Annotated in this window: 12 protein-coding genes; 10 read left to right on the top strand and 2 right to left on the bottom strand. The window is 55.2% G+C overall.

All coding sequences use genetic code 11. The features are described from left to right. Positions 1-214: 214 nt before the first annotated feature. Positions 215-973, bottom strand: coding sequence for a LytR/AlgR family response regulator transcription factor (locus JT718_RS01810; RefSeq protein WP_205499958.1), 759 nt, complete (start codon positions 971-973; stop codon positions 215-217). Beyond that, positions 954-2,045: a sensor histidine kinase gene (locus JT718_RS01805; RefSeq protein WP_205499957.1), complete on the bottom strand. Its 1,092-nt coding sequence runs from the start codon at positions 2,043-2,045 to the stop codon at positions 954-956. The genes JT718_RS01810 and JT718_RS01805 overlap by 20 nt, the downstream gene beginning before the upstream one ends. A gap of 1,048 nt (positions 2,046-3,093) precedes the next feature. On the opposite strand from JT718_RS01805, the gene JT718_RS01800 reads away from it, so the two are divergent. The 10 genes from JT718_RS01800 to JT718_RS01755 all read left to right on the top strand — a co-directional run bounded on the left by JT718_RS01800 (position 3,094) and on the right by JT718_RS01755 (position 16,258). After that, positions 3,094-4,734, top strand: a complete 1,641-nt coding sequence (locus tag JT718_RS01800; protein ID WP_205499956.1) for a M28 family peptidase — start codon at positions 3,094-3,096, stop codon at positions 4,732-4,734. Positions 4,735-5,224: 490 nt separating this feature from the next. Then, positions 5,225-5,692, top strand: a complete 468-nt coding sequence (locus JT718_RS01795; RefSeq protein ID WP_205499955.1) for a GbsR/MarR family transcriptional regulator — start codon at positions 5,225-5,227, stop codon at positions 5,690-5,692. 74 nt (positions 5,693-5,766) lie between these two features. Beyond that, positions 5,767-7,122 (top strand): TolC family protein, encoded by a 1,356-nt coding sequence (locus JT718_RS01790; protein WP_205499954.1) that lies wholly within the window; start codon positions 5,767-5,769, stop codon positions 7,120-7,122. 24 nt (positions 7,123-7,146) lie between these two features. Further along, on the top strand, positions 7,147-8,202 hold the full coding sequence (locus tag JT718_RS01785) for an efflux RND transporter periplasmic adaptor subunit (protein WP_205499953.1): 1,056 nt from the start codon (positions 7,147-7,149) through the stop codon (positions 8,200-8,202). A 41-nt stretch (positions 8,203-8,243) separates the two neighbouring features. Then, on the top strand, positions 8,244-11,429 hold the full coding sequence (locus JT718_RS01780; protein WP_205499952.1) for an efflux RND transporter permease subunit: 3,186 nt from the start codon (positions 8,244-8,246) through the stop codon (positions 11,427-11,429). Between the two features lie 258 nt (positions 11,430-11,687). Further along, on the top strand, positions 11,688-11,939 hold the full coding sequence (locus JT718_RS01775; RefSeq protein WP_205499951.1) for an acyl carrier protein: 252 nt from the start codon (positions 11,688-11,690) through the stop codon (positions 11,937-11,939). A gap of 412 nt (positions 11,940-12,351) precedes the next feature. Further along, the gene (locus JT718_RS01770) at positions 12,352-12,774 is read left to right on the top strand and encodes a MarR family winged helix-turn-helix transcriptional regulator (protein WP_205499950.1); all 423 of its coding nucleotides are present in this window, start codon (positions 12,352-12,354) and stop codon (positions 12,772-12,774) included. 163 nt (positions 12,775-12,937) lie between these two features. Further along, positions 12,938-14,179, top strand: a complete 1,242-nt coding sequence (gene spt, locus JT718_RS01765) for a serine palmitoyltransferase (RefSeq protein WP_205499949.1) — start codon at positions 12,938-12,940, stop codon at positions 14,177-14,179. Next, positions 14,157-15,275 carry a GNAT family N-acetyltransferase gene (locus tag JT718_RS01760; RefSeq protein WP_205499948.1) on the top strand — a complete coding sequence of 373 codons (1,119 nt, stop codon included), beginning with the start codon at positions 14,157-14,159 and terminating at the stop codon, positions 15,273-15,275. The genes spt and JT718_RS01760 overlap by 23 nt, the downstream gene beginning before the upstream one ends. Then, complete coding sequence (locus tag JT718_RS01755) at positions 15,272-16,258, top strand: NAD-dependent epimerase/dehydratase family protein (protein ID WP_205499947.1); 987 nt, start codon at positions 15,272-15,274, stop codon at positions 16,256-16,258. The genes JT718_RS01760 and JT718_RS01755 overlap by 4 nt, the downstream gene beginning before the upstream one ends. Positions 16,259-16,277 lie beyond the last annotated feature (19 nt).

Below are 16,277 nucleotides of genomic sequence, written 5' to 3'. Positions count from 1 at the left end.
AAGAGCCCCCAAAACCCGCTTCCGGCGCCAAACGGACAAACCCCACCGCGAACCGGACAAAACCCGCCGGTGAAACGGCCCATCTATTTTAGGGTGTTTCCCGGAAAAGAGGCCTGGAACCCAAACTGCCGCCTCTCTTTAGTAGATGCACCTGGAGAGGTGGAGATAAAACCCGGCTCCCGCTTCCCCTTCGGGCTGGACGTGCCTTTGTTTTTCACTTCGCCAGCCAGTTCAGGAACAGGGGGCTCTTGGCTTTGCTGACGATGATCTCTTCCGGGAAGGGGATGGTGAGCGACACGACCAGTTTGCGCCCCAAGTGCTGGGCCGCCTCTTTGATGGCGTTGCGGTTAACCAGGAACTGACGGTTGGCCCGGAAGAACTGGTTGCCGCAGAGGGCTTCCATCTCCTCCAGGCTCTGGTTAAGGGTAAACCTGCGCTGGTCAAACGTGACGGCGTGGGTGATCAGGTGCTGGGAATAGCACACGGCAATCTGGTCAAAGGGCAGCGGAATGATCTTGTCGCGCTGGTAGACCAGCACCGAGGTGGGTTTCGGGGCCGGGCGGTTGTCCAGGAGTTGCAGCAGGGCCTGGTAATCTGGCCTGGCGGGCGCGAGGCTTTCTTGCAGTTGCCGGTATTTCTGCAGCGTTTTCGCAATGGAAGCCTTGGTGAAGGGCTTCAGGATATAATCAATGCCGTTGGCCCGGAAAGCCTCCAGCGCGTACTCGTTGTAGGCGGTGCAGAACACCACGGGTTTGGTGAGGGACACGGCCTGGAAGATTTCAAAGCTCAGCCCGTCGCCCAGCTGGATGTCAGCGAAAATAAGATCGGGCTGCGGATTTGTCTGGAAATACGCCACCGCCGCTTTCACCGAGGGCAGCACGGCCTCAATCGTGGCGCCGGGCGCCACTTCCAGCAGCGTATCGGCCAGGTCCTCGGCCGTGAGGGGTTCGTCTTCAATGATGACTAGGTTCATGCAACAGCAGCTTAAGTTCAACCGTGAAATACTGGTCTGTCTCCCTCACGGCAATGCCGGTGCCGCAGATGACCTGGTACCGCTCAGACAGGTTCCTGAGCCCGATGCCCGAGGAGGCCTCCAGCGTCTGTTTGGGCTTCTTGTTGTTAGTGACCACAATGGTGTTGGGCTCCTGGTAAGCAATCTGGATGGCGAGGGGCTCTTCTACGGTAAAGGCGTTGTGCTTGATGGCGTTTTCGGCCAGCAGTTGCAGGGAGAAAATGGGCAGGTAGCCCGTCTGCAGGATAGAATCCGGCAGGGTAATCTGGTACCGGAAGGCTTCTTTGAACCGCACTTTCTGCATCTCCAGGTAGTCTACGCAGAGTTTGAGTTCGTCCCTCAGCGGAATAACGGTTTCGTTCCCGGAGTTGATGGAGGCCCTGAGCAAATCGGCGAGCCGCACCAGGTACTCCTCCGCCTCGGGCCGCTGCTTCTTGATGAGTGATTTAAGGGTAGTGAGCGAATTGAACAGAAAGTGCGGCTGCAGTTGGTGCTTCAGGTGCTGGTGTTGCGCAATGGCGTGGTTCATCTTGAGTTGGCTGTTCTCCACGGCGATCTGGGCGCTTTTGCGCTGCAGAATGATCAGGTCTATCAGCACCAGGATAATGACGTTGTTGGCGAGCGCCACCATGAGGGGAAAGATGCGGGGCCGCCCGCCGTCTGCCAGCACGTACACCAGGGTAGAGAACCCGTAGTACACCACCACCGCCAGCAGGCAGCTGAGCCCGTACCGCAGGTAGTTTTTGGTTTTCCCGGCCCACGGCATCCGGGAGAACCGGCTGTACAGGTACAGGTTCATCAGCCAGAAGCTGAACATGAGCAGGAAGACCCAGAGCGCGGTGAGGGAAGCAGCGTCCTGCGAGGATGAAAACGGCCCGCCGGGGTGCATCCTGAAGGCCCGGGAGGGCCGGCCTTCCAGAAAGAACGGACGCCGGGCGTTGATCATGGGAAAGAGGCTGATGATCCCCCACCCCAAGGAGGTGATGACCGCCAACCGGAACAGTCCTTTTTTATCTGAATTTGGCTCCAACATGGCTAAAACTACGGTTATACTGTAAACGGGCGGGCGAGTTGGCAGATCTGCCCATTTTCCAGGCCTGGAAAATGGGCCACCCTCCCAGCGGGCCACTGGCACACCAACCTGCTGCGCGAACGGTCCTGCACGCCTGCAGAAAGCAGGCATATTAACGGGGAAGACCGCCCAACGGCGCTCAGCCCGAGTGGGCTCCGCTGCCTGGCTGGACTTGCCTTTTCCGGCCCCAAAAATATTTTTTCAGGAGAGGAACAGATTTTGGGGTTCTTATCGTTGTACCTACAAGAATCACCTCTTGAAAAGATTATGGGAGTTTACTATCATTTTTGAGATTCTTGTAGTAAATTCAATAAATTCTTCCAAGAATTGATGCTGTTTTAGAAGGGGAGAACAGACCCAACGAAGACAGGCCGGCCTTACCACGGCAACCGCTTCTTGCCTGTTCTAATCAGGAGTTATGAACTTTACACCAATGAGATTTACCACACTTTCTTCGATTGCTTCCTTATTGAACGATTTGATTTCCAAATTAATTGGCCCTACCCTGCAGCCTGTGCCGGTACCGGTGCGGCAGCAATCGCGCTAATCGCCGGGGGCCTACCCGTAGGTTGGGCTTACCCCCTACCCTTTTGGCTGTCATTTTCCACTAAACCGTTCTGAATCCCCGCGGCCCTGGCTGCGGGGATTTTTCTTTTTGTTAGCTCCAATAATTCCTCCGGCAGAGTTCTCTAAACGGTGCTGGCAGTGTTTTGCGGCCATTTTCCTGAAAAGGCCTGTAAAACAAGGGCAGTCAAGCGCTCCTCAGGCGTGCACCTTAGCCCAGCCCCGGCAACCTCCTGTCTGGCGAGTCCAGGACCCAAGTTCCGGCAAGGCCTGACGCCCTTTGGTACGGTTTCTGCGCGGTAGCTTAGTTCTTACTAATTTTAGTAATTTCCGGCCCGAAACCCGCTCCAAACAGGTTTTACCGGGGTAATTGCCTGGAAGCTGCCTGCGCTGCCCGGTACCTGCGGCATTTCCTGGGGCCTTATCTTCTGATAACCAGCAACCAATGAAATATACATCCTTTCTGCTCAGTGCCCTGCTTTTCTCCGGCGCGGCATTCTCCCAGTCGCTCCAACTGGACAAGGGGGTCTCCAAACAGCTGAAGACCGTAAAGCCTGAGGCCCTCAAAGGGCACATCCGGTACCTGGCCGATGATAAACTGCAGGGCCGCCAGCCGGGCACGCCCGGGTACCAGATGGCGGTAGACTACGTGGTACAGCAGTTCAAGGGAATGGGCGTGCAGCCCGCCGGCGAAAACAACACCTACCTGCAGACCGTGCGCATCAGAAAGGCCTTTACGGGCAAAGACGCCACTTTAAGCCTCACCACTGCCCAGGGCACCCAGCACCTGGTACAGGGCCAGGACTTCACTATTTACCCTAACCCGCAGCATGCCTCCATGACCGTGGAGGCCCCGCTGGTGTTTGCCGGCTACGGCATCACGGCCCCGGAGGTAGGCTATGACGACTACGCCAATCTGGATGTGAAAGGAAAGATTGTGGTGATCTTGCGCGGCGCGCCCAAAAGCTTCCACTCCACCATTGCCGCGGCCAGCATGCACTTTTCCACCATCCTGCAGAATGCGGTCAACCACGGGGCGGTGGGCGTGATGGTGGCCAACCCCAATCCTAATCCCAGGCTCACGGTTCCTAACCTGGCCGCAGGGGTGAACAGCGTCATGCTCCCCGACGGAAAAGTGGCCGCCTCTGGCAGCTATGTCTCAGACCAGTCCAGGCTGTTTGCGTACGTGAACGCCGCCACCTTCCAGACGCTGCTTAAGGGCGCCGGGCTAGACACCGCCCAGGTGGTGGCCTCCCTGAAGAACGGCACCCCTGCCTCCGCGGCCCTGCCCGCCCGCCTGTCGGGGCGGTACACCTCCACTTACCGCGACTTTGACTCTTATAATGTAGTGGGCAAAATCACGGGGTCAGACGCTACTCTGCGCGAGGAGTACGTGGTGCACAGCGCCCACCTGGACCACATGGGCATTGGCACTCCCGTGAAGGGCGACTCAATCTACAACGGGGCCCATGACAATGCCTCGGGCGTGGCCAGCGTGCTGGAGATTGCCAAGCTGTACAGTAGCCTGAAGGAAAAACCCCGGCGCTCGCTCCTGTTTGTGCTGGTAACCGCCGAGGAAATGGGCCTGCTGGGCTCAGCGTACTTTGCCAGGTACCCCACCGTGCCCAAGCAGAACATTGTGGCCAACATCAACACCGACATGCCCACCCTGATTGCCCCGCTGCTTTCGGCGGTGGCCCTGGGGGCAGAGCACTCATCGCTGGCCAAGCCAGTGGCCAACGCGGCCGCCTACCTGGGCATTGCCGTGGAGGCAGACCCGGAGCCCGACCAGAACCGGTTTATCCGCAGCGACCAGTTCAGCTTCGTGAGCCAGGGCATCCCGGCCTTGCACATCAAGTACGGCAACAAAACCAAAGACGGCCAAAACAACCTGAACAAGCAGGTGGAGGTCTGGCGGGCCTCGTTCTACCACAAGCCGCAGGATGAGCTCAACAATTCCTTTGACTTTGAGGCCGCCAAGCGCTACGTGCAGCTCAACTTCCTCATCAGCTACCAGGTAGCTCAGGCGCAGGAACGACCTACCTGGAACCCCAACGACATCTTCGGGCTGCGCTACAAGAAATAGCCCTCCCTTCTTGCCTTATGATAGTTCTCCCGTTTAGGGGCTGTTTTCTCAGAAACGGCCCTTAAACGGGAGATTTGCGTTAAAGCATCCGCCAGCCTCGTAGGCGCCGGACCGGCCGTCCGTTTTGGGGGCGCTTTCCCAATTTCAGGCCAAAAACGGGGTTTACTCCTTGGGGTCTGGCGGCTGGCGGCTTCTGGTTTGGGCAGACGCGGCTTTCCCGGCCGGGCAATTGTTAAAATAAGAAGAAGTCCTTGTAAATTACTTTTCGGCCAGTATCTTCGCGCCGGTTTTAGCCCTGCCGCTGGTGAAATAACCGGCCAAACGGCTCTTTCCGCACCCCTTCTACCCTAACAAACCACTGACCTGCAACGCCTTAGGCGCCCCTGTGAAAAATTGCGAGAAATCACCAGAAATTTAGTTCTCAAAATTATGAACCAAAGAAACTAATCCCTACCTTTGCAGCGTTCTAAAGTCAAATAAGGAGGATTACGTGGCACAGTTAACCCAGGAACAGAAACACTTAATAGAGAAAATAGGCATTTACCATGAGCAGCAGGGCCTTCCGCCAGTGGTGGGCCGTATCATGGGGCTGTTGTACGTCTCTGACCGGCCACACCTGAGTTTTGAGGAGATTGTTGACACCCTGAACATCAGTAAAAGTGCGGCCAGCAACGCCTTGAACCTGCTGCTGCAGATGCGCCTGTTAGAGTACACTACCTACCCCGGAGACCGCAAGCGCTACTTCGGGGCTTTGATGGACAACTGGTATGAGGAAGTGATTAACAAGATGGAGTCTATCTTGGGCTTCAGCAAGTTGCTCCGTCAGGCCAATGACCTTCGCGGAAACTCCAACCCGGCCATGCACGAGAAGGTGCTGGAGCGGATTGAGTTCATGGAGTTCCTGTCACAGGAAGTGCCCATGCTGCTGGAAAAGTGGCGCCAAGGCCGGGGCCAATAATTTTTTTGCCCGCTTGGTTCTCACATATCAGAACTAAAAAGATTGATCAAAACAATTTAACCAATCCTACAACCGTGAACAAAAAGCATTACCTGCTGAGTCTCCTGCTCTCACTAGTGGCGAGTTTCAGTTATGCGCAAAGTCAAACCACCGGCAAGGTGATTACGCTGCAAGAAGCGCTGACCTATGCCACTACCAATAACATAAGCATTCTGCAGGCGCAGCTAGATGAGCAGGGCGCCGAGTACCGCATCAAGGAAACCAAAGGCTCTGGCCTGCCCCAGATCACCGGTACGGGCCAGGTGGCGGTGTACCCGTCTATTCCCACCCAGCTGTTGCCCGGCGAGATCATTGGGCAGCCCGGTACTTATGTACCCGTGAAGTTCGGTCAGAAATACAACACCACCGGCGGCTTGGAGCTGTCGCAGCTGATCTTCAGCAAATCGTACTTTGTGGGCCTGGAGGCCGCCGCCACCACCCGCGACCTGTACCGCCTGCGCACCCAGATGAGCAAGGAAGACGTGCTCTACAACGTGAGCTCGGCCTACCTGCAGGCGCTGCAGACCAAGGAGCAGTTTAACACGATTGAGGCCAACTACAACCGCCTGGTGCAATTGGAGAAGATCCTGACGCTGCAGTACAAGAACGATTTCGCCAAGAAGGTAGACGTGAACCGCATCACCGTGAACAAGACCAACCTGGAGAACCAGCGCGAGACCCTGGCCTCTGCCTATGAGCAGCAGAAAAACGCCCTTAAGTTCTTCATGGGCATGCCCCTGGACCAGCACTTTGACATTGCCGCCGACGCTAACCTGACCAACACGGTGCTTCCGCTCACGGTAGACGCCAATGAGGTACTGGCCCAGCGCACCGACTACCAGGCCCTGCAAACCCAGAAGAAGCTGTATGGCCTCAACGTGGAGAACATCAAAGGCCGCGCCTTCCCTACCCTGGCCGGATTTGGGCAATATACTTACAACGCCCAGCGCCAGGAGTTTAATTTCTTTGACAGAAGCAAACCCTGGTTCAACACTTTTGTGTTAGGCGTGCAGCTGAACATTCCCATCTTTGATGGTTTCCAGCGCCGCAACCAGATAAAACAAGCCGAGCTGGATGTTAAGCGCACCGATCTGGACATGCAGAACCTGGCCCTTAACACGCAGATGGGCTTAGACAACGCCCTGAAGCAGATCAGCACCAGTGAGCTGGCCATCCAGAACCAGGAGCGCAACGTGCAGCTGGCGCAGGAGGTGTACAACACCACCAACAGCCTCTACAAAGAGGGCCTCTCCCCGCTCACCGACCTGCTGGAGGCAGAGGTAAGCCTGCGCGAAGCCCAAACCAACCTGAACAACGAACGCTTGAAATATAAAATCTCGCAGCTGAACTACATCAGAGCCCGCGGCGAGTTAAAGAACCTAATCCAATAACCTCTTTTCTGTACACCTAAAAAAATGAAAAAACTAATCTATATCCTGGTTGTTGTTGCTTTGCTGGGTGCGGTAGCTTACACGCTCAACAAGAACAAAGAGGAAATGACGGCCGCCGCCGCCGTGGCCGAAATCAAGAGCGAAGCCATTCCGGTGACCTTAACCGAGGCCCAGACCGCCAAGCTGGACAAGTCGTTCACCGCGCAGGGTAACTTCCAGCCGGTGCAGAGCCTAAAGCTGCTGTCGGAGACCTCAGGCCAGATCCAGCGCGTGCTCAAGCGCAAAGGCGACAGAGTGCGGGCCGGTGAGCTCCTGATCCAGGTAGAGGACAATACCATGAGCGCCAACCTGGCCACCGCCCAGGCCAACTACCAGAAAGCCCAGAAAGACCTGGAGCGCATGAAGAACCTGGCCGCCGGAGACGCCATCACCAAGCGCCAGCTGGAGGAAGCCCAGATCAACGTAGACGCCACCCGCGCCCAGTTGGTAGCGGCCCGCCAGAACCAGGGCAACACCCGCGTAACGGCCCCCATCAGCGGGGAGATCAACGCCATGCACATTGAGGTAGGCTCTTACCTGAACCCAGGCACCCCGCTGTATGACATTGTGAACGTAGACCGCCTGAAGCTGAACGTGAAGGTGTCTGAGTCTGAGGTGCTGCTCATTAACCGGGGCCAGAAAGTGAAGGTAACCGCCACTGCCGGGGGTGCCCAGCAGTATGACGGCACGGTAACGGCCATTGGCGCCCAGGCCGACCCTACCCTGAAGTATGACGTGGAGATTGAGGTGAAGAACAGCGCCAACAACAACCTGCGCGCCGGTATGTACGGCACCGCCTTTTTCCCGGTAGCCGATCAGCGGGATGCCATGCTGCTGGCCCGCGAAGCCATTGTGGGAAGCATCCAGGACCCCAGCGTGTGGGTAGTGAAAGACAACAAAGCGTACATCCGCAAAGTGAAAGTGGGCACCGTTACCCAAGACCAGGTAGAAGTGCTGGAGGGCGTACAGCCCGGCGAGAAAGTGGTGCAGTCTGGTCAGATCAACCTGCGTGAAGGCATTCAGGTGACTACCCTCAAGTAATAAAGACAAGTAGCTTTTCTTATTCAGAAGAAGTTTAGAAAATGAATATAACCAAATTATCCATACAGCGGTCAACCTTGGTGGTGGTGGTCTTTACCGTACTCACCCTGCTGGGGATTGTCTCCTACCAATCGCTCAACTACGAGTTGCTGCCTAAGTTCAGCCCGCCCGTGTTGACGGTGACCACCCTGTACCCCGGTGCTTCGCCCAACGAGGTGGAGAACTCGGTGACCAAGGAGATTGAAGATGTGCTCTCCTCTCTGGAGAACGTGAAGGAGATGAAAGGAACCTCGCTGGAGAGTTTCTCCATTATTACGGTGCAGCTGAACCAGGGCACCGACGTGGACCTGAGCTTGCAGGACGCCCAGCGGAAGATCAACACCATTCTGGCCCAGTTGCCCGAAGACGCGGACCCGCCCACTCTGAACAAGTTTGACTTTGACGACTTGCCCATCATCAAGATGGGGGCCACGGCCAACATGCCGGCCACTGAATTCTTCGACCTGATTGACAACAAAATCAAGCCCGAGCTGTCCCGCGTGCCCGGTATGGCCCAGATCAAGATTCTGGGTGGTTCTGAGCGCGAGATCAAGGTGAACATTCAGGCGCAGAAGCTGGAAGCCTACGGCATCTCCATCCTGCAGGTGCAGCAGAAGATCAGGAACTCCAACCTGGACTTCCCTACCGGTAGAATCAAGAACGAGAACGGACAGACCCAGCTGCGGTTGGCCGGTAAGTACCAGGACCTGAACCAACTGCGCAACCTGGTCATCAGAGACGACCAGAACGGCGTGGTGCGGTTGTCTGACCTGGCCGAGGTGCAGGACACCCAGAAAGACGTGGACGTGTTGAGCCGTATCAACTCCAAACCGTCAGTGGGGATCACCATCCAGAAGCAGTCAGATGCCAACGCCGTGGAGGTAAGTGCCCAGACCAAGGCCGCCCTGGCCAAACTGGAGCAGACCTACGCCAAGGAAGGCCTGAAATTCAACATCGCCACAGACTCCTCAGACTTTACCCTGGAAGCGGCTGACTCCGTGATCCACGACCTGGTGATTGCGGTGTTCCTGGTGGCGGCGGTAATGCTGCTGTTCCTGCACTCGCTGCGCAACGCGGTCATTGTAATGGTGTCTATCCCGGCATCCTTGATTGCCACGTTCATTGCCATGTTCCTGCTGGGTTACTCCCTGAACCTGATGTCTTTGCTGGCGCTCTCGCTGGTGGTAGGTATTCTGGTAGACGACGCCATTGTGGTGATTGAGAACATTTACCGCCACATGGAAATGGGCAAGAACCCGGCCCAGGCAGCGTATGACGGTATCCGGGAAATCAGTGCCACCGTTACCTCCATTACCCTGGTAATTGTGGTGGTGTTCATTCCTATTGCCCTGTCTTCCGGTCTGGTGTCTGACATCCTGCGGCAGTTTGCCGTGGTAGTGGCCATTGCCACCATGATCTCGCTGTTCGTGGCCTTTACCCTGATTCCGCTCCTGGCCAGCCGCTTCTCCAAGCTGGAGCACGTGTCTGACAAGAACCTGTTCGGGCGCTTTATCCTGTGGTTTGAGCGCCTGCTGGACAGAATCATTGAAGGCTTCACCGGCGCCTTGAGATGGGCCTTCAACCACAAGTTCATCACCATTGCGGCCACGTTTGTGTTACTGGTTGCCTCGTTTATGCTGGTGCCGTTCGGCTTCATCGGGAACGAGTTTATTCCGGCGGGTGACCGCGGCGAGGTGAGCTTGCAGCTGGAACTGCCCAAAAATGCCACCGTGGAGCAGACCAACTTCGCCACCAAGCAGGTGGAAGAATACCTGCGCGGTATTCCGGAGGTTACCCGGGTGTTTACCACCGTGGGTACCACCGCCTCCTCGCAGCAGGGCCAGACCTCGGCTTACCAGTCTGAGCTTACCGTAGCCCTGGTAGACGTGAAGGAACGCGCCTTCAGCACGCAGGAGTTTAGCCGACGGGCCAAAGCAGACATTGAGAGCAAACTGCCCAACGTGGAGGTAACGCCGGTACCGGTAGGTCTGGTGGGGAACGCCCAGGCGCCTATCCAGGTGGTGCTCTCTGGCCCTAACCTGGACACCCTCATTACCTTCTCTAACCAGGTTACCAAACTGGTGGAAGGCGTGGAAGGAACCGTTGACGTGGAAGTGTCTGTGGAAGGCGGTAACCCCGAGATTGAGGTAGTGGTGGACCGCGACAAGATGGCGAGCGTAGGCTTGTCTCTGGAAAGCGTGGGCGCCGGCATGCAGATGGCCTTCTCCGGAAACACCGACGCAACTTTCCGCTCGGGCACCGAGGACTACGACATCAACATCCGTCTGGATGAGTTTGACCGCCGCAACGTGACCGACATTGCCAACCTGTCTTTCATCAACAACGAAGGCAAGGTAGTGCGGCTGGGTCAGTTCGCTGACATTAAGCAGTCTACCGGTCCGTCGCAGCTGGAGCGTACCAACCGCGTGACCTCCCTGAACGTGAACTCGCAGGTTATCGGGCGTCCGTCCGGTTCCGTGGGGGCTGACATTCAGGCCAAGATGGCCGAGATCAGAGTGCCCAACGGCGTGACCGTTGACTACGCCGGTGACCTGAAGAACCAGTCTGAAGGGTTCGGTACGCTGGGGATTGCCTTGCTGGCCTCCATCATCTTCGTGTACCTGATCATGGTGGCCCTGTATGACTCCTACGTGTATCCGCTGGTGGTCTTGTTCTCCATTCCGCTCGCCATCATTGGAGCCTTGCTGGCCCTGGCCCTGGCCGCCCAGTCATTGAGTATCTTCTCCATTCTGGGTATTATCATGATGATTGGTCTGGTAGCCAAGAACGCCATTATGGTGGTAGACTTTACCAACCAGATGAAGAAGGAAGGACACCACGTGAAAGACGCCCTGGTGGAAGCCGTGCGGATTCGTTTCCGCCCGATCCTGATGACCACCCTGGCCATGGTGATTGGTATGTTACCGATCGCGTTGGCCGGTGGCTCAGTGGCCGCCACCAAGAACGGCCTGGCCTGGGCCCTGATTGGCGGTCTGAGCTCGTCCATGTTCCTGACCCTGATTGTGGTACCGGTGATTTACTACCTGTTTGACCGCGTGCTGGCCAAGTTTGGCCTGGACAAGCAGACCGAGATTGTCCTGGTAGACAAGACCGCCGAGGAACTGGAGCGCGAGACCGCCGAACTGGAATCCAAGAAAGAGCAGCACGGCCACCCGGCCCTGGTGTAAAGAACCTAATCCAAAGTACCAATAATTGAATAGTGAATGATGAACAAAGGCGGGCGCATATTGCGCCCGCTTTTATCACTTTCATCAATGATACTGTTTCCCCTTTTGCACTAAGGCGCACAATGGGTAATTTTGCGTCCCTTTTCACCAAAACACCCCAAAAACCGGCAGAGCCTCTGTTTTTAGCCGGGGGTTTGCCAGAAAAGGCCACCTAACCACTAGTACCTGATCCTTTATAGAAAGACGTTTACCAACTTTATGATACCTGCTTTACCAGTACCTTCCATCTCACAGAGGGTGGTCAAAATCATCAGCAAAGTAAAAGAAATCAGGCCGTCACGGCTGCGCACTTCTTCCAACCTGAGCAAAGAGCTGGGGTTTGACACCGTTGACGTGGTAGACATTATCTGGGAACTGGAGAAGAACTTCAAGATTGTGATCCCAGACGAGGTGCCGTTCAACACCGTGGGCGACTTTGTGGAGTACGTTTCCAGCCAGACCAAGAACTAAAGGGCCCTCCCCGCCAGCACCAGACCTGAACCGGGTGTTTTGGGGCCGTTTTGCCCAAGACAGCCCCAAGACACCCGTCAGGACAAACTCTCAGCCTTAAAGCCGTTTTGGCTCCCTTTTCTGGAAAACGGCCGCGAAACAGGCGGCACCTACTTACTTTCCCTGCTGGCCTCTTCAAACCCAACTGCCCGGCCTGAGCGGTCCTGCCACCGTTTAGGAAGACCGCGAGATGGTCATCCGCCCCCATTTCCATGAACCCTGGGGCGAGCAGTTGGCGCAGTCCAGACAGCCGGCCTCTAAACTTTTCAAAATCAGCTTTTTCAACCCGTGAACACTATCATTCAGTATACCGTAGATTAGTTGATAGTGTCAACTAGTTTCTGCTACTTTGCAGAGGTAAAACCCTAAGGCAATGAACGAGGCAGCGCATCTTGGCTTACTGATAGCCCGCACCGGACTGGTGCTGGGCAAGGCAGTGGAGAAGGAGTTTGAGAACTCGGGCCTGGACCTTACCTACCAGCATTTCGTTTTCCTGAACATCCTGTCTAAGAACAACAAACTCATTCAGCAAGACCTGGCCGACATTGTCAAGATTGACAAATCAGCGGTACTGCGGGTGATTGCCGCCCTGGAGGAAAAGCAACTGGTAGAACGAACCGGCGACACCTGCGACAGAAGGAAAAAGACTTTGTATCTCACGCCACTGGGCAGGTCTCTCCTGAAGAAGTCCCTGCAAATAGAGCACCGGGTCAACACCAGACTGCAGGAGGGGTTAACCAAAGAAGAAGTAGATACTTTTGTTAAAGTTGCCTTGCATTTAAGACATAAAATTTAAAATTTTTTATACATTTAGTTGACCGTATCAACCATCTAAAGATCAGATAGTTGACCGCGTCAACCAATTATAGCACTACCTTTCGCCGGCGCTTCTGCCAAGCACCGGATAGATGAAAATCTGCACTTGCGGCAATTAAAAGAGATTGTAAATGTCTGTTTATATGACAAAAAAATTAAGCGAGAGACTGGCCAATCGGGAGAAGGGTGCTCCAGAGAAAGCCGGGGAGAAAGCCAGAGAGTTAGGCGCTTATCCTTATTTCAGATCCATTGAATCGGCCCAGGATACTGAGGTAATCATTGAGGGGAAAAAGGTGTTAATGTTCGGTTCCAACGCGTATCTGGGCCTTACCAACCACCCCAAGATCAAAGAAGCCGCCAAGCAGGCCATTGATGATTACGGCACGGGCTGCGCCGGTTCCCGGTTCCTGAACGGTACCCTGGACCTGCACCTGGAACTGGAAAGAAGGCTGGCCGCTTTTGTAGGCAAAGAAGCCGCCCTGGTATTCAGCACCGGGTTTCAGGTAAACCTGGGCGTGGTTTCCAGCTTAACCGGCCGCAACGACTACATTCTGCTGGATGAGTTCAACCATGCCTCTATCATTGATGGCAGCCGCCTCTCCTTCTCCAAAGTGCTGAAGTACCGGCACAATGACATGGAAGACCTGGAGCGTAAAATCAGCAAACTTCCTGCCGAGGCCATTAAACTGATTGTGGTAGACGGCATCTTCAGCATGGAAGGCGACATTGTGAAACTGCCTGAGATAGTAGCCATTGCCCAGCGGTACGGCGGCAGCATTATGGTAGACGACGCGCACAGTCTGGGCGTGATTGGCGAGAGAGGTGCCGGAACCGCGTCGCACTTCGGCCTCACCGATCAGGTGGATCTGATCATGGGTACGTTCAGCAAATCACTGGCGTCTTTGGGTGGTTTTATTGCTGCCGATCACGAAACCATCCTGTACCTGAAGCACCACGCCCGCTCTCTTATCTTTAGTGCCAGCATGTCGCCGGCTTCGGTGGCCAGTACCCTGGCGGCCCTGGATATTATTGAGACCGAACCAGAATGGATGGACCGCTTGTGGGCGAACACCCGCTATATGACCAAACTGCTGCAGGAAGAGGGATTTGAGTTAGGCCCCACGGAGTCGCCTATCATTCCTATTTATGTAAGAGACAACTTCAAGACGTTTCTGCTCACCCGCTCGCTGCAGGACAAAGGTATCTTTGTGAACCCGGTAGTTGCCCCGGCCGTGCCGGCAGACTCTACGCTCATCCGTCTGTCTGTCATGGCTACCCACACCTTCCCACAGATAGAGGAGGCGGTAAGCAAGCTTTCCGAATCTTTCAGAGAACTGCAGATCAACCTTAAGCAAGAAGTGTATGTGGCAAGTAGTGCCCGTTAACTCTAAGCAACTGCTCAAAGCCTTCATAGACTTTCCGCACCAGCTTTTTAAAGGGGACCCTAACTACGTCCCGGAGCTTTTCATTGCCCAGCGTGATTTACTCACGCCCGGCAAGCACCCGTTCCATGAGCATTCCACCGTGCAGCCTTTCCTGGCCTACGAGGGAAGCAAAGTGGTGGGCCGCATTGCCGCCGTGCTCAACCGCAACCATAACCAGACCAACGGCCAGAAAGACGGGTTCTTCGGGTTCTTTGACTCTATCAATAATCCGGAAGTAGCTACCCTGCTGTTTACCCAAGCCGCCAAGTGGCTGAAAGAACAAGGCGCCGAGACCATGATAGGGCCGGTAAATCCTTCTACCAACGAGACCTGCGGCATGCTGGTGGAAGGCTTTGACTCTCCGCCGGTGGTCATGATGACCTACAACAAGCCCTATTACCTGGATTTGCTGGAAAAGGCGGGTTTGACCAAGCAGGTAGACTTGATTGCCTACCAGTTCACCGAGCACTACAACGAGCGGCCTTTCCGGATGACCAAAGTGCTGGAGGAAAGACTAGGGCGAAAAGGTATTCAGATCAGGCCCATCAACCTGAAGAATTTCAAGGAGGAAGTCACCAAGATCAGGGAAGTCTACAACAAGGCCTGGGATAAGAACATGGGCTTCGTGCCGATGACGCCGCATGAGTTTGACCACATGGCCAAAGACCTGAAAATGATCCTGGACCCCGATTTCTGCATGGTAGCCGAGCATAACGGCGAGATTGTGGGCTTCTCTTTGTCGGTGCCGGACATCAACCAGATCCTGATCAAGGTAAAGAACGGACGGCTGCTACCCACGGGCATTTTCAAGCTACTTTTCCAAAAGAAGAAGATAAACGGCTTGCGCATTATTGCCCTGGGCGTGCTGGAAGGTTACCGCAAACTGGGCATTGAAGCCTGCTTCTACGGCCACGCCATGGAGCAATTCAAAAAGAAGAAAATGAAAGTGGCCGAAGCCTCCTGGATTCTGGAGAACAACACCCTCATGAACCAGGGCCTCCTGAACATGGACGCCAAACCCTATAAGAAATACCGCATCTACGAAAAGGCGATATGAAGGAACGTGTACTGATAACGGGATCCAGTGGCTTTGTGGGCTATCACCTGGTAGAGGCCGCGGTGAACGCAGGACTGGACGTCTTTGCGGCCGTACGTCCGTCCAGTGCCGTAGACCACCTCAAGGCCTTCCCTATTCAGTACACCCAGCTAGACTTTACCAGTGTGGCCGCCCTGCAGCAGGAACTGGAAGAAAAACAATATACCTACATCGTGCATGCCGCTGGCATTACCAAAGCGAAAGATGCGCAGGAATACAACAAAGTAAACGCAGAGTACACCCAAAATCTGGCGCTGGCCGCTGTACAAGCCCAGATTCCCCTGAAGAAGTTTGTCTTCATCAGCAGTCTGGCCGCTCTGGGGCCGGTATCCTACCAGGAGACCCAACCCATTACAGAGGAGACTTCGGCAAAACCCGTGACCAACTACGGCAAGAGCAAACTGCTGGCCGAACAATACCTAGCCCGGATGAAAGAACTCCCTTTGGTGGTGCTCAGGCCCACGGCGGTGTACGGGCCGCGGGAGAAGGATATTTTCATTCTGTTCTCCACCATCAGCAAGGGGCTGGACCCTTACATAGGCAAAGGGAAGCAGCGGCTGAGCTTTGTGTACGTGAAAGACCTGGCCAGGGCGGTGATGCAGGCCCTGCACCTGGCAGAAAACCACTTGAGCTACAATATCTCAGATGGGAAAAGCTATGACCGCTACGCCCTGGCTGATCTTACCAAGCAGGCGCTCCAGAAGAAAGCCCTTCGGTTTCACCTTCCACTGGGACTGGTCAAAGTGATGGCGACGGTGTCTGAGCTGCTGGCCGGAAGCAAAACCCCAGCTTTGAACCGGGAAAAGATAAGCGAGCTCATTGCCGAAAACTGGAACTGCAGCATCTCTCGCATTCAAAGAGATTTAAATTATACCCCTGAATACGATCTTGAAAAAGGCCTTTTTCAGACCCTTCACTGGTATAAAGTAAATAAGTGGTTATAAACAATTGATGTACCTTAAC

Source organism: Rufibacter psychrotolerans (genome assembly GCF_016924645.1).
Classification (GTDB): Bacteria; Bacteroidota; Bacteroidia; order Cytophagales; family Hymenobacteraceae; genus Nibribacter; species Nibribacter psychrotolerans.
This window is presented reverse-complemented; position numbering and strand designations above follow the sequence as displayed.